This window comes from Micromonospora sp. RP3T (assembly GCF_003027925.1).
Classification (GTDB): Bacteria; Actinomycetota; Actinomycetes; order Mycobacteriales; family Micromonosporaceae; genus Micromonospora.
In genome coordinates this window covers 30,906-44,469 of record NZ_PYPS01000022.1, presented here as the reverse complement: position 1 = coordinate 44,469, position 13,564 = coordinate 30,906, and the positions used below count along the sequence as shown (strand labels likewise).

Below are 13,564 nucleotides of genomic sequence, written 5' to 3'. Positions count from 1 at the left end.
GTACCCCGTCCCTATCCTGACCGGATGGAGCTGGCGTTCAGCGGCGAGGTCTGGTTCTGGCGCGGCCCGGCGCCCTACCACTTCGTCACCGTGCCCGACGAGCAGTGCGCGGCGTTGGCGGCCGCCGCCGCCTCGGTCAGCTACGGCTGGGGCATGGTCCCGGTCGGCGTCCGGATCGGCGCCACCGGCTGGCGGACGTCGCTGTGGCCCAGGGACGGCCGCTACGTGCTGCCGCTCAAGGTGGCGGTGCGCCGCGCGGAGCGGATCGAGCTGGGCGACCGGGTGGGCGTCCTGTTGACGGTGGACGGGTGAGCGCCGGCGACCTCGCCGCGGCGGCCCGGCTGCTGGCCGCCGCGACCCGGCCGGTGGTGTTCACCGGCGCCGGCATGTCTGCCGAGAGCGGCGTGCCGACGTTCCGGGACGCGCAGGTCGGCCTCTGGCAGCGCTTCGACCCGGCGCAGTTGGCGACTCCGGCCGCGTTCCACGCCGACCCGGCCCTGGTCTGGGGCTGGTACGAGGGCCGGCGGCACGGGGTGCGCCGTGCCGCGCCGAACCCGGGGCACCGGGCGGTGGCCGCTATCCAGGCGCGGCTGCCGGACACCGTGGTGGTCACGCAGAACGTCGACGACCTGCACGACCGGGGCGGCGCCGTCGCCCCGGTCCGCCTGCACGGCAGCCTGTTCGCGCCCCGCTGCTCCGGGTGCGCCCGGCCGGCGCCGCTGCCCGACGACGCGGGGGAGCCGGCCGGGCCGCTCGACCCGCCGGCCTGTGCCGACTGCGCCGCGCCGGTCCGGCCCGGCGTGGTGTGGTTCGGTGAGGCGCTGCCCGAGGCGGCGTTGGCGGCGGCGGTCGAGGCGGCGTCCCGCTGCGACCTGCTGCTCACCGTCGGCACCTCGGCCCTGGTCCACCCCGCCGCGGAGATCCCGCTGGTGGCGGCCCGCCTCGGCGCGCCGGTGGTGCAGGTCAACCCGGTGCCGACGCCACTGGACGCGGTCTGCGCGGTCAACCTGCGGGGGTCGGCCGGCGAGGTGCTGCCGGCGCTGGTCCGGGCCGCCTGGCCCGACGCGCCCGCCGACTGAGGAAGGTGGTTCGTCGAGGGCATCGCGTCCACCGGCCGCAAGGGGTGAGCGTCAGGCGTCGCGGGGCGCCCGCTTGGGGAACACTGTGTAGGCGACCGGCCAGAACACCAGCCAGGCCGCCATGGCCAGGGTGAGCCGGCCGGCCCAGGCCCACAGCTCCCCGGTCCGCTCGGCGTCGCCGACCAGCGCGACGCCGCCGAGCAGCACGGCGCAGGCGACCGCCCAGCCGAGCATGCCCTTGCCCCACTCCCGCCACTCGTGTCGGGCCCGGGCCCAGCCGTGGCGGGGGGCCCGGCGCGGCGGCGGGCCGCCGGCGAACCGGTGGGCGAACCGCTCGTCGGCCCAGCGCACCATGCTGTGCCCGAAGGCGACGGAGAAGCCCAGGTACGCGGCGGCGAGGCCGTGCGCGAACGTGGCGGTGCCCCCGCCGCGCAGGTCGATCATCGTGGCGGCCAGCAGCACGAGGTCGACGGCGGGCACCGCGAGCAGCAGCGCGGCACCCAGGCGGGGCCGCCGCAGCGGGTAGCGGGCGACCAGCCCGGCGACCAGGAAGAGCCAGAACGCCACCTCGCAGGCGATGATCACTCCGATGAGCACGTGGCCTCCAGGTTTTAGTACGCTGTGCGACAACAACCGTAGCAACAGTCGTCCACCCGCCGCCGGAGGGGCCGTGCCCAAGATCGTCGACCATGACGCCCGCCGCGCCGAGCTGGCCGCGGCGATGTGGCGGGTCGTCTACCGCGACGGCGTCGGCGCCGCCACGGTGCGCAGCATCGCCGCCGAGGCCGGCTGGTCGCCCAGCGCGCTGCGGCACTACTTCGCCACCCAGACCGAGCTGCTGCTCTTCGCCATGGAACACGTGATGGCCGAGGCGACCGAGCGGTTCACCGCCGCACACTGGAGCGGCACACCCCGTGACGTCGCCCAACGGATGCTCGAGGAACTGCTCCCGCTGGACCGGCAACGGGCGCGGGAGGCCGAGGTGTGGCTGTCGCTCGCCGCCCGGGTGCCTGTCGACCCCGCCGCCCGCGAGCGGATGACCGAGGCCGACGACGGCGTACGCCGAGCCGCCGAACTCGCCGTCACGCTGCTCACCGGCGCGGACCCGGCCGACGCGGCCACCGCCGCCCGGCTGCACGCCCTGCTCGACGGCCTCACGCTGCACGCGTTGCTGCATCCCGACCGGATGCCGCCGGCCCGGATCCGCGACCTGCTCGCCGCGCACCTCGACCAGCTCGCCGAGAGGCCGGACACCGGCGTCGGCGGATAGGGTCGCACCCGTGCGGACCAAACAGGAGCTGTCCACGGCGATCCGGGAACGACGGCGGGCGGCGTTGGTGGTCAATGCCCACTCCCGTCGGGGCCGCCGGCTCTACGACACCGTCCACGCGCGCCTGCGCGCGGCCGGGTTCACGCTGCTCGGCGCGTACCCGGTGGACCGGCCCGGCGAGCTGGACCGGGTGCTCGCCGAGGCCGCCGACCTGGGCCCGGACCTGCTGGTCACCGGCGGCGGCGACGGCACGGTCGGCGCGGCGGCCCGGCTGCTCGCCCACCGCGACGTCGCCCTGGGCCTGCTGCCGCTGGGCACCACGAACAACTTCGCCCGCACCGTCGGCGTCCCGCTCGACCTCGACGCGGCGATCGCCGTGCTCACCGACGGCAAGGTGATCGACGTCGACCTCGGCCTGATCGGCGACACCCGGTTCACCAACCACGTCGGGATCGGGCTGTCCGCCGACATCATGCTGACCGCGCCGCCCCGGCTGAAGCGCGCCGTGGGCCGGCTCGCCTATCCGCTGACCGCGCTGGGGCTGCTGACCCGGCACCGCCCGCTGCGCGTGACGGTCCGCGCCGAGGGCCGGGACCACGCCTTCCGCACCCACCAGGTGTACGTGGCCAACGGCGGCTTCCACGCCGGCCGGCCGATCACCGCCGACGCCAACGCCGACGACCGGCTGCTGGTCGCGTACCCGGTCGGTGGGCCGAGCCGACGCGGGCTGCTGCGCGACACGGCCCGCAACGCGGCGGCCGGCCGGCGTCGCACGCTGCGCGACGAGCCGTTCCTGGCCGTGCGTCAGCTGTGGCTGGAGACCGACCCGCCGGCCCGCATCGAGGTCGACGGCGAACCGTACGGGCGGACGCCGGTGCGCATCGGCCTCGACCCGAACGCGCTGCGGCTGATGGCGCCCGCGGACAGCCCGGACCACTGAACCGGCCCGGCCTCGACGTGCCGGCCGCCGACGCCGGGAGTAGCGTGCGACGCGGAAACCGCAGCGAGGAGGTTCGGACCGTGCAGCCGACGATCGTGGACGTGCCCACCCCCGACGGGACGGCGGACGCCTATCTGCTCCGGCCGGACTCCGGCGGCCCGTTCCCGGGCGTGCTGCTGTTCATGGACGCGTTCGGGCTGCGGCCCCGGCTGGCCGAGATGGCCGCGACCATCGCCGACCGGGGATACGTGGTGCTGGTGCCCAACCTGTTCCACCGCGCCGGCCCCGCCGCGCCGGTCGACACGTCCGCGCTGGCCGACGCCGACCGGCGCGCCGAGCTGTTCGCCCGGCTCGGCCCGCTGATGGCCGCGCTGACGCCGGACGCGGTGGCCCGGGACACCGCCGCCTACCTCGACTTCCTCGCCGCCCAGCCGGACGTCGCGCCCGGCCCGGCGGCGATCACCGGCTACTGCATGGGCGGCACGAACGCGCTGCGGGCGATCGAGGCCCACCCGGACCGGATCGCCGCGGTGGCCGCGTTCCACGCCGGTCACGTGGTCAGCGACGCGCCCGACAGCCCGCACCGGGGCGTCGGCGCGGTGACCGGCGAACTCTACTTCGGTCACGCCGACCAGGACGCGTCGATGACCGCCGAGCAGATCGCCACGCTGGAGCAGGCGCTGGACGCGGCCGGCGTCACCTACCGCTCGGAGGTCTACCGGGGCGCCCGCCACGGCTACACGCAGGCGGACACGCCGATGTACGACGAACAGGCCACCGAGCGGCACTGGGCGGCTCTGTTCGACCTGCTGGACCGCACTTTCCCGGGCTGACCCGGCCGGTCGGGGCGGCCACAATGGGGTGGTGGAGACCCACTTGTTGCCGATGATCGCCGCCGAGCGGCGCCGCACGGCCGACCTGATCGACTCGCTCACCCCGGCCCAGTTGGACACGCCCAGCCTCTGCCAGGCGTGGACCGTCCGGGAGGTCGCCGGTCACCTGGTGTCACCGCTGGTCTCCACGCCGTGGCACCTGCTGCCACTGCTGGTGGGCGCCGGGCTCCGGCCGCACGTGGCGAACGCGCGGCTGGCCCGGCGGGTGGCCCGGCGCCCGCCGGCCGAGCTGGCCGCCGCGTTGCGGGAGCACGCCGACCACCGGTTCCGCCTGCCGGTGGTCGGCTGGCCCGGCCAGCTCACCGGCCTCCAGGTGCACGGGCAGGACATGCGTCGGCCACTCGGCCTCCCCGCCGACCTGGACCCGGAGCGGCTGCGCATCTCGCTGGACTTCCTCACCGGTGGCCGGGCGGTCGGGTTCGTCGACCGTGGGCGGGTCGCCGGCCTACGCGTCGAGGCGACCGACCTGGGCTGGTCGGCCGGGGCCGGGCCGGTGGTGCGGGGCCCCGGCGCCGCGCTGCTGCTCGCGCTGACCGGCCGCCGGGTGGCGCTGGCCGACCTCACCGGAGACGGCGTGGCGCGGCTCGCCGCCCCCTGACCGGCCGCCACCGGCGCGGGCACAGGCCACCGGCGCGCAACTGGCACCTGCCATCCCCGTCCCCGGCTGGCTAGCGTCGGCCCATGGACGCCGACCACACCGCCCCGGCGGGGCCGTTCGCCGCGCTGACCACCGCCCACGTCGCCGACGCCTGCCTGCGGGCCGGCGTCGCGGTCCGCTGCGCCCCGGCCGCCGTACGCCCGGTGCTGGCCGGGCGGCGCCTGGCCGGGCGGGTCCGGCCGGCCCGGCACGCCGGCAGCGTCGACGTCTTCCTGGAGGCGATCGACCGGGCCGAGCCGGGGGACGTGCTGGTGGTCGACGACGGCGGTCGCACCGACCGGGCCTGCGTCGGGGACCTGGTGGCGTGGGAGGCGCGGGCCGCCGGCCTGGCCGGCCTCGTGGTGTGGGGCGCGCACCGGGACACCGCGGACCTCACCGTCGTCGGGCTGCCGGTGTTCAGCCTCGGCGCCACGGCGAGCGGACCGCTGGAGCTGGACCCACGACCGGCCGGCGCGTTGGACGCGGCGCGGGTCGGGCCGTGGACGGTCGACGACGGTGATCTGGTGCTGGCCGACGACGACGGTGTGCTCTTCGTGCCGGCCGACCGGGCCGGGGAGCTGTTCGACCTGGCCGGGTCCATCCGGGACACCGAGCGGCGGCAGGCCGACCGGATCCGCGCCGGCCGGTCGCTGCGGGCGCAGGTCGGGTTCGACGACTACCTGACCGCCCGGGCGGCGGACCCGACGCTGACGTTCCGGGCGCACCTGCGGGCGGTCGGCGGCGCGATCGAGGAGTGACCGCTCAGCCGCCGCGCGCCCACAGCGCCAGGCGGACCCGGTTGGGGCTGCCGGTCTTCGCCATCAGGCTGGTGATGTGGGTCTTCACCGTGGTCACGCCGATGTGCAGCCGCTCCGCGATCTCGGTGTTGGCCAACCCCTCCGCGACCAGGTCGAGCACGTCCTGCTCGCGGGCGGTCAGCCCGGCCGACCGCCGGGGCGTGCCGGTGCGGGCGTGCACCGCCCGCTGGACCAGCCGGCGCAGCACCTCCGGGCTGAACGGGCTGTCCCCGGCGGCGGCCCGGCGGAGGCCGTCGAGCAGGTCGGCCGGGGGCGCGTCCTTGAGCAGGAAGCCGCAGGCGCCGGCGGTCAACGCGGGATGGAGGTGGTCGTCGTCGCCGAACGTGGTGAGCACCATGATCCGGGTGGCCGGCCGGTCGGCGAGGATCCGGCTGGTCGCGGTGATCCCGTCGACGCCCGGCATCCGCAGGTCCATGACCACCACGTCCGGCCGCAGCCGGGCGGCGGCGGCGATCGCGTCGCGGCCGTTGTCCACCTCGCCGACGACCTCCAGGTCGGGCTGGGCGTCGCAGAGCATCCGCAGGCCGGCGCGGATCAGGTGCTGGTCGTCGGCCAGCAGCACGCGGATCACGCCGGCTCCGGCGCGGCCGGCCGCGACCGCGGCGCCACCCGGGCGGGCCGGTCCGGGGCGCCGCCCGGCGGCAGCACCGTCCGCACCCGCCAACCGTCGCCGGTCGGCCCGGCCTCCAGCCGCCCGCCGAGCACCTCGACCCGTTCCCGCATCCCGACGATGCCGTGGCCGCCGCCGACCGGCACCACGGTCGGCGCCGCGCCGCGCCCGTCGTCGGAGACCGCCCAGTGCACCGCCCCGTCGACCACCGACACGGTCAGTCGGGCCCGGGCCGTCGCGCCGGCGTGTTTCGCCACGTTCGTCAACGCCTCCTGGGTCAGTCGCAGCACCGCCTGGCCGCGGACCGCGTCCACTGTGCCGATCGCCGGGTCCACATCGGCCTCCACGGTGACCCCGGCCTGCCGGGCCCGGTCCACCGCCACGCCGATCGCCGCCGGCAGCGCCGCCGGATCGATCGCGGTCAGTGCCGCGTCACCGCGGACGCCGTCCGGGTCGCGCAGCACCGCGACCAGCCGGCGCAGGTCGGTCAGCGCGGCCGTGCCGGTGCGGTGCACGTCGTCGAAGACCGGGCCGACCCGCGGGTCGAGGTCCGGCAGCACGTGCCGGGCCACCCCGACCCGCAGCACCATCGACGCGACGTGGTGGGCGATCACGTCGTGCAGTTCCCGGGCGATCGCGGCCCGCTCGTCGGCGCGCGCGGCCCGGCTCTCCGACTCGCGTCGGCGCTGCTCCGCCACGGCCCGTTCCTCGGCCTGCCGGCCGAGTTCCCGGGTGGTCCGCACGACCAGGCCGATCAGCAGCGGGAGCCCGACGGTGACGGCGAGGCCGAGCAGACCGGCGAGCGCCTGCCGGAGCGGGTCGCCGATCAGGCCGGTCAGGTCGACGGCGGCCAGCAGCCCGGCGGCCAGCCAGAACGTGCGGGGCCGGGTGGCCCGCATGGTCAGCTCCAGCAGCGCCCAGCTCGCCCCGACCTGGTTGATCATCACGTCGTCGACGAGCGGGAACGCGACCGCCAGCAGGGCCGACTGGAGCAGCAGGTTCAGCAGCGGCCGGCGGTGACACAGCAGCGCCAGGACGAACGCGCCGAGCGCGAGGATCCACTGCGTCGTCGTCGGCCCGGGCCGGCCGTGCACGCCGACCACCAGGTAGCCGACGCCGGCGAGATTCAGCAGCAGCCGCCGCGCGAGCGTGTCACTTGCGTCGAGCAGTCGACCCACCCAGCCCACGACGTCAGCCTAGGCAACCGGCGCGGCCGGGGCCACCACCACGGTCCGCCGCCGCCACCCGGCCCGCAGTCCGAGGTGGACGGCCAGCCCGAGCGGGCCCAGCAGGATGGTGAGCACCAGCACCGGCGCGGTGAGCAGCGCCGGGATGCCCCGCTCCCGGCCGTCGCGCCAGATCCACCGCCCGACGAACAGGTCGAAGCCGATCATGTGGGCCCAGGCCGCCGCCGCGCCGTTGTCGGTGCCGAGCAGGTCCCGGACGCCGTCCAGGTTGGGCAGGGCCACCACCGGCAGCACCGTGCCGAGCGCCGGCAGTACCAGGATCGCGTAGATCAGCAGGACCGGCGCCACGATCAACGGCGAGTCGACGATCCGCGCGGTCCACGACCAGCGGGGCGCCACGATCATCAGCGCCCAGAACGGCGCGGCGAGGGCGAACGTCAGCCCGAACAGCGTGGCGGCCATCAGACCAGCACCGCCGTGGCGTGGTCGGACCGGCGTGCCAGGACCAGGCCGGTGGCCGCCGCGGTGGCGGCCACCAGCACTCCCGCCGCGGTCAGCGTGATCTCGTCCGGCCGCAGCAGCGGCTGGCCGCGCAGCGCCTGCACGGTGGCCAGCAGCGTCAGTCCGGCGTAGGCGAACCCGCCGACCAGCACCAGCCGGGCCCGGACCAGCTCGTCCAGGCGGGCGCCGAGGAACCGGTCGAGCAGGATCGCCAGCAACGGCAGCGCCTGCAACGCGTGCAGCCCGATGAAGTGACCGACCCGCAGGTCGCCGCCGGTGGTGCTCCAGCCGACCACCGGCAGCCCCGGGCCGCCGTCCGGCACGCCGACGCTGTGCGCCCCGGTGATGCCGGCGGGCGTGCCGTCCGGGTGCTGGGTCAGCATCGGGAACGCGACCAGCATGCCGAGCAGCGACACCGCGAGCCCGGCCCGGATCGCGTATCCGCCCGCGCGGTCCGGCAGCGGCCGGCGCGTCAGGACGACCGCGAGCACGACCTGGGCCAGGAACAGCGCCGTGATGGCCGTGCCCATGACGTTGTACAGCACCGCGTCCAGCGGCGTGCCGGTGTTGAAGTGGCTGGTGGTGCCGCGCAGCACCTGGACGACGATGAGGACCATCTCCAGCACCGCCGCGGCCACGATCACGGTGACCGTCCGTTCGGCGAGCCGGCTGCGTCGGGGCAGCAGGGAGAGCATCCAGGCCAGGGTGCCGCCGTAGAGCGCGAGCGAGACCGAGAACTTCAGCGGCTTGAGCCAGACCGGCGCGCCGGTGAGCACGCGGGGGTCGGTGATGAGGCCGATCGCGGCGACGACGGTCAGCGCCGTCATCATGGACACGAGGAGCAGCAGGGGGCGGGGCCAGCCGGCCGCCCGGTTCCGTACGGTAGTCATGTCTGTAGATGCTCGCGGTCGGCGACCGTGGTCGCGCCCGACCGGGGGTCGCGGTCGCGGCCACCGGTCCGAGCCGCGTCTCCTCCCGGGGGAGGAGACGCTCAGTCGGGCAGGCGGGGCATCTCCACGCCCGGGTCGCGGCCGAGCAGCACGCCACGGGTCAGTGCCCGTGCGCCGAAGCGGTCCCGGACGGCGTCGACGGCGGCGTCCAGCGCCGGCCCCGGCTGGGCGGTGAACGGCAGGGTGAGCTGGGTGTGCCCGGCGTCGAGGTTGGCCACCGAGACGCCCAGCAGGGTGATGCCGCGCTGCTCGATCTGCGGCAACGCGGCGCGCAGCAGCGCCCGGGCGGTGGCCCGCAGCGGGGCGGTCTGCGCGGTCGGCTTGTCCAGCGTGTGCGAACGGGTGGCCCGGGTGTAGTCGGCGAAGCGCAACCGTAGCGTCACCGTGCGGCCGGTGCGCCGGGCGTCGCGCATCCGCCCGGTCACGCGGTCGACCAGGCCGGCCAGGACCGCGTCCAGCTCGGCGGGGGAGTGCGGCTCGCGGCTCAGCGCGTGCTGCGCGCCCATCGAGGAACGGCGGCGGCCCACCTGCACCGCGCGCGGGTCGCGGTTGTGGGCGAGGGCGTGCAGGTGCCGGCCGGCGCCGCCGCCGAGCAGCGACACCAGGGTCGGCTCGTCGAGCCGGGCCACCTGCCCGACCGTATGGATGCCGCGCTCGCGCAGTTTCGCGGCGGTGATCGGGCCGACGCCCCACAGCCGCTCGACCGGCAACGGGTGCAGGAAGGCCAGCTCCCGCGCCGGCTCGACGACCAGCAGGCCGTCCGGCTTGGCCACCCCGCTGGCCACCTTGGCCAGGAACTTCGTGCGGGCCACGCCGACCGTGATCGGCAGGCCGACCTCGCGGCGGACCCGGTCGCGCAGCTCGGCCGCGATGCCGGCGGGTGGCCCGACCAGCCGCCGCAGCCCGCCGACGTCGAGGAACGCCTCGTCGATGCTGATGCCCTCGACCAGCGGGGTGGTGTGCCGGAAGATCTCGAACACGGCCCGGCTGGCGGCCGTGTACGCGGCCATCCGGGGTGGCACCACGATCGCCTCCGGGCACAGCCGCCGCGCCTGCCGGCCGCCCATGGCGCTGTGCACGCCCCGCGCCTTCGCCTCGTAGCTGCACGCGAGCACCACGCCGCCGCCGACGATGACCGGCCGGCCGCGCAGCCGGCTGTCGTCGCGTTGCTCGACCGAGGCGTAGAACGCGTCCAGGTCGGCATGCAGGATGGTGGCCTCGCCCGACACTCGACCATCTTCGCACACCTGTTCGATGGACGGGTGCTGACCTGCGAGGAAGTGGCGACCGGCCGGCGGAGGATCCCACCGGCCGGTCACCGTCGTCACCGCCCGTAGACCTCGAACTCGTAGAGCGAGAAGCCGTACGAGGTGGCCCGCTTGACCCCGTACACCCGTACGTAGCGGGCGCTGACCGGGGCGAAGGTGACGTTGTCGACGCCGCCGTTGCCGGTGGTGGTGGCGAACACCGGCGTCCAGGAGCTGCCGTCGCCGGACACCTCCACCCGGTACGACGTGCCGTACGCGGACTCCCAGCGCAGCACCGCCCGGCTCACGGTGCGGGCCGCGCCGAGGTCGACGCGCAGCCACTGGTTGTCGTTGTAGCTGCTGGCCCACCGGCTGCCCAGGCTGCCGTCGACCGCCTTGTCCGGCGTGTAGCTGGTCAGGAACTGGGTGCTCGACGCGCTGGCCGGGCGCCCCTGGGCCAGGTTGGTGACGTCGTCGCCCCGGCGCGCCGGGAACGAGACGACCTGCTGGTAGGTGGGGCGGTTCTGCCAGGCGATCAGCGGGTGGGTGATGCCGCCGAGCCCGGACTGGGCGATCGAGTCGGCGCACCACTGGTCGCCGGCGCCGCAGGACTTGTCGCCCGGGTAGACAGTGGTGGCGGGCACGGCGGCGGCCTGGCCGAGCGCGCCGAGCAGCGCCGTCCGGCAGGCGCCGAGGTCGCCGTTGCCGCAGTACGCACGCCCCAGCCCGCCGGCCACCGGGTCGCCGAGCACGGTGCGCACGTCCTTGTCGACGTAGCCCCACCAGCCGTACTGGAACGACGAGCCCTTGTGCGCCTGGCCCTGCAACGCCCAGCTCGCCGCGCCGTCGCGCCCGCCGTTCTGGCCGCCGGAGGGCGCCTCGTTGACCTCGATGGCGTCCACCAGTGCGGCGTACAGGTCCGGCCCGAGGCCGGGCCGGAACTCGGCCGAGGCCAGCAGCGGCCACCAGGCGTCGAAGATCCGGATGGCGTCGGCGTGCTGGTAGACCTTCGAGCCGGGCGACGTCTCCACCCGCCGGCTGCCGGCCTGCTGCCAGGCCCGCAGCTTGCCGACCGCGTCGGCCAGCGCCGGGTCGGTGACCGGCGCGCTGTCCAGCACCCGCAGCAGGTCGCCGAGGACCTGCTGGCCGCGCAGGTCGGTCACCGCCGCGTCCGCCATGATCTTCACGACGTCGGCGCGGCCGAGCTTGCGCTGGGCGATCGCGGCGCGCACCGGGCCGTCCAGCAACTGACCCCGGTGTACGGAGCCGAAGCTGAAGTTGCCGTCCGCCGCCCCGAAGTCACGGGCCTGCTTGTTGTTCCAGCTCACGTAGTAGTCCTGGTTGACCGACTGCGGGTGCGCCGACGCCGGGGCGTAGCTGGCGTCGTTGGTGTCCGGGTTCCAGCCGGCCCACTCGTACGCCGGTTCGGCCTTCGTCGGCAGGTTCGGGTCGGTGACCGACGACCGGACCGGGTTCGCGCCGGAGTTGTAGTACGCCGCCTCGGTCGAGTTGACGTAGAACCAGTTGAACGCGTACCCGACGCTGGCCGCGGACGCCTGGAACGCCGCCGCGCTGCCCATCGCCGACGGGTCGTTGAACGCCTGGAAGCCGATCGCCGAGTCGGCCTCGTGCCGGTAGGTGGAGCGCAGCTTGGTGAACGCGGTCGGCTGCCCGTTCACCAGCCCCCGGTACGCGACCAGCCCGTACTTCGTGCGCGACGCGCGCAGCGTGTACGAGCCGGCCGGGGTGGAGTCGGCGAGCGTCGGCGACCAGGAGTTGCGCTGCTCCAGCGTCTCCATCGCGAGGCACTGCCCGTGGTACAGGTAGCGGTTGGTGCGCAGCGTCGGCGCGCTGCCGTCGGTGGTGCACAGCGGCACCGCGTACGTGTCGGTCAGGTCCTGCGAGGCGGAGGTGGCGCTCCACGCGTAGTCCTGGCCGCGACCGAGCAGCACGTAGAGGTTGAGCCCGGCGAACGCGGCGCCGCGCGCGCTGATCCCGGGGCCCTGCAACTCCTGGAGCATCAGCAGTTGCGGCGCGAAGTAGCCGGTCTGCGGCCCGAACACGGCGACCGGGTTGCCGGTGGTGGTGTGCCGGCCGGAGACCACGACCGCGTTGGACATACCGTGCGCGCGCAGGTTGGCCAGGCCGCCGAGCAGGTCCTTGGTGGCGGTGCTGGCGCCGGTGCGGGCGGCGGCCCCGCCGGTGGCGTCGTAGGCGAGCGGCTCGGCGACCACCGAACCGGCGTCGGGGAGCACCGCGCTGGTCGCCCCCGGCGGCGTGGCCCCGTACGGGAAGCTCTGCCCGTCGTGCAGCGTGAGCACGGTCTCCGGGTCGTTCTGCGAGCGGAACGCCGCCCAGACCTTGTCGCCCTCGGTGGCGCCGTACTTGGCGCGGGCGGCGACCCGGACCAGCGCGGACTGGATCTCGCTGCCACCCCCGCCGCCGAACAGGCCGCCGATCACGCCGGCGGTGGCGATCAGGTCGGTCATGGTGAAGTGCTTCGGCTTGCCGGCGCCGGCGAGCACGTACTCGCCGGGGTAGTTGTCGTCGGCGATCGACTTGTCGATGTAGGCGTTGATGCCGGCGATGTAGTCGACCACGTCGGTGTAGAGCTGCTGGCCCCGGGCGCCCTTCTGCCGCAGCGCGTCCACCTGGGCCTGGAGGTCCGCCTCGGTGTAGGGCGAGTTGGCCCAGACGCTCTGCTCCAGCTCCCGGTTGCCGGGGGCGCCGCCGGCGAACGAGGTGACGTTGCCGCGGCCGACGTGCCGCAGCAGGTCCATCACCCAGAGCCGGTCCTGGGCCCCGGCGTAGCCGGCGCCGAACATGGTGCCGCCGCGGGTGGTGCCGGTGACGTGCGGGACGCCGGTGGCCTTGTCCCGCACGATGGTGACGTCCGAGCGCGGCGAGACGGTGCTCTCGACCTGCGCGGCGGGGATGCCGAACGAGGAGTCGTTGTAGAACTGGGCGATCTGCTCGTCGGTCAGCCCGGCGTAGTTGTAGACCAGGTTGGCGTACTCGTCGAGCTGGTCGCTGGAGTGCGCCGGGCGGGTGCCGAGCGTCTGGTGGGCCAGGATGGCGACGAGCGTGGCGTTGCCGTTCTGCCCGGGAGGCAGGATGTCGGCGCACTGGCCGAGGCAGTAGTCGTTGGCGGCGAACGTGGTGGCCGCCAGCGCCGGTGAGGGCGGGGTGACGGTCAGCACGCTCGCGGTCAGGGCGGCGGCGGTGAGCGCCGCGAGCCGGGCACGGAGTGGGGGTCGGGGCATGGCGATCCTCCGGGGACGCGGAGTCGGGCCTTCGGTACGCCCGGCTGCCGGTTGCCGACGTCTCGCCCTCCGCGCCCGGGCGTTCCACCCGGAGGTGAGAATGACTCACATCTATCTCCGGGCAATGATCGGCGGCGGACCGCCGTCCGGGATACCCGTTGTTCACCAG

The 13,564-nt window shown here is 75.4% G+C and carries 14 protein-coding genes; 7 read left to right on the top strand and 7 right to left on the bottom strand.

Translation table 11 applies throughout. From position 1 onward, the window contains the following. Positions 1-24: 24 nt before the first annotated feature. Entirely contained in the window at positions 25-312 is a 288-nt protein-coding gene (locus tag C8054_RS18580) for a DUF1905 domain-containing protein (protein WP_107158071.1), read from the top strand. Next, entirely contained in the window at positions 309-1,079 is a 771-nt protein-coding gene (locus tag C8054_RS18575; protein ID WP_107158070.1) for an NAD-dependent protein deacylase, read from the top strand. Before C8054_RS18580 ends, C8054_RS18575 begins: the two co-directional genes overlap by 4 nt. 51 nt (positions 1,080-1,130) lie before the next feature. On the opposite strand, the gene C8054_RS18570 is transcribed toward C8054_RS18575, so the two are convergent. After that, positions 1,131-1,676 carry a hypothetical protein gene (locus C8054_RS18570; RefSeq protein WP_107158069.1) on the bottom strand — a complete coding sequence of 182 codons (546 nt, stop codon included), beginning with the start codon at positions 1,674-1,676 and terminating at the stop codon, positions 1,131-1,133. A gap of 73 nt (positions 1,677-1,749) precedes the next feature. Here C8054_RS18570 and C8054_RS18565 point away from each other — a divergent pair, with 73 nt between their 5' ends. The 5 genes from C8054_RS18565 to C8054_RS18545 all read left to right on the top strand — a co-directional run bounded on the left by C8054_RS18565 (position 1,750) and on the right by C8054_RS18545 (position 5,577). Then, positions 1,750-2,349, top strand: a complete 600-nt coding sequence (locus C8054_RS18565) for a TetR/AcrR family transcriptional regulator (RefSeq protein ID WP_107158068.1) — start codon at positions 1,750-1,752, stop codon at positions 2,347-2,349. A 10-nt stretch (positions 2,350-2,359) separates the two neighbouring features. Beyond that, positions 2,360-3,289 (top strand): diacylglycerol kinase family protein, encoded by a 930-nt coding sequence (locus C8054_RS18560; protein ID WP_107158067.1) that lies wholly within the window; start codon positions 2,360-2,362, stop codon positions 3,287-3,289. Between the two features lie 80 nt (positions 3,290-3,369). Further along, positions 3,370-4,122 (top strand): dienelactone hydrolase family protein, encoded by a 753-nt coding sequence (locus tag C8054_RS18555; RefSeq protein WP_107158066.1) that lies wholly within the window; start codon positions 3,370-3,372, stop codon positions 4,120-4,122. A gap of 31 nt (positions 4,123-4,153) precedes the next feature. Next, the gene (locus tag C8054_RS18550; RefSeq protein ID WP_199199838.1) at positions 4,154-4,780 is read left to right on the top strand and encodes a maleylpyruvate isomerase family mycothiol-dependent enzyme; all 627 of its coding nucleotides are present in this window, start codon (positions 4,154-4,156) and stop codon (positions 4,778-4,780) included. A gap of 83 nt (positions 4,781-4,863) precedes the next feature. Further along, the gene (locus tag C8054_RS18545) at positions 4,864-5,577 is read left to right on the top strand and encodes an RraA family protein (protein WP_107158065.1); all 714 of its coding nucleotides are present in this window, start codon (positions 4,864-4,866) and stop codon (positions 5,575-5,577) included. Positions 5,578-5,581: 4 nt separating this feature from the next. On the opposite strand, the gene C8054_RS18540 is transcribed toward C8054_RS18545, so the two are convergent. From C8054_RS18540 to C8054_RS18515, 6 genes are all read right to left on the bottom strand, one after another. Further along, positions 5,582-6,208, bottom strand: a complete 627-nt coding sequence (locus tag C8054_RS18540; RefSeq protein ID WP_107158134.1) for a response regulator transcription factor — start codon at positions 6,206-6,208, stop codon at positions 5,582-5,584. Further along, entirely contained in the window at positions 6,205-7,434 is a 1,230-nt protein-coding gene (locus C8054_RS18535) for a sensor histidine kinase (RefSeq protein WP_107158064.1), read from the bottom strand. The genes C8054_RS18540 and C8054_RS18535 overlap by 4 nt, the downstream gene beginning before the upstream one ends. Before the next feature lie 9 nt (positions 7,435-7,443). Continuing rightward, entirely contained in the window at positions 7,444-7,896 is a 453-nt protein-coding gene (locus tag C8054_RS18530; RefSeq protein ID WP_107158063.1) for an ABA4-like family protein, read from the bottom strand. Then, positions 7,896-8,825, bottom strand: a complete 930-nt coding sequence (locus C8054_RS18525) for a hypothetical protein (protein ID WP_107158062.1) — start codon at positions 8,823-8,825, stop codon at positions 7,896-7,898. The genes C8054_RS18530 and C8054_RS18525 overlap by 1 nt, the downstream gene beginning before the upstream one ends. 101 nt (positions 8,826-8,926) lie before the next feature. Beyond that, positions 8,927-10,114: a DNA polymerase IV gene (gene dinB / locus C8054_RS18520; protein ID WP_107158061.1), complete on the bottom strand. Its 1,188-nt coding sequence runs from the start codon at positions 10,112-10,114 to the stop codon at positions 8,927-8,929. Positions 10,115-10,209: 95 nt separating this feature from the next. Then, the gene (locus tag C8054_RS18515; protein WP_107158060.1) at positions 10,210-13,395 is read right to left on the bottom strand and encodes a penicillin acylase family protein; all 3,186 of its coding nucleotides are present in this window, start codon (positions 13,393-13,395) and stop codon (positions 10,210-10,212) included. Between the last annotated feature and the right edge of the window lie 169 nt (positions 13,396-13,564).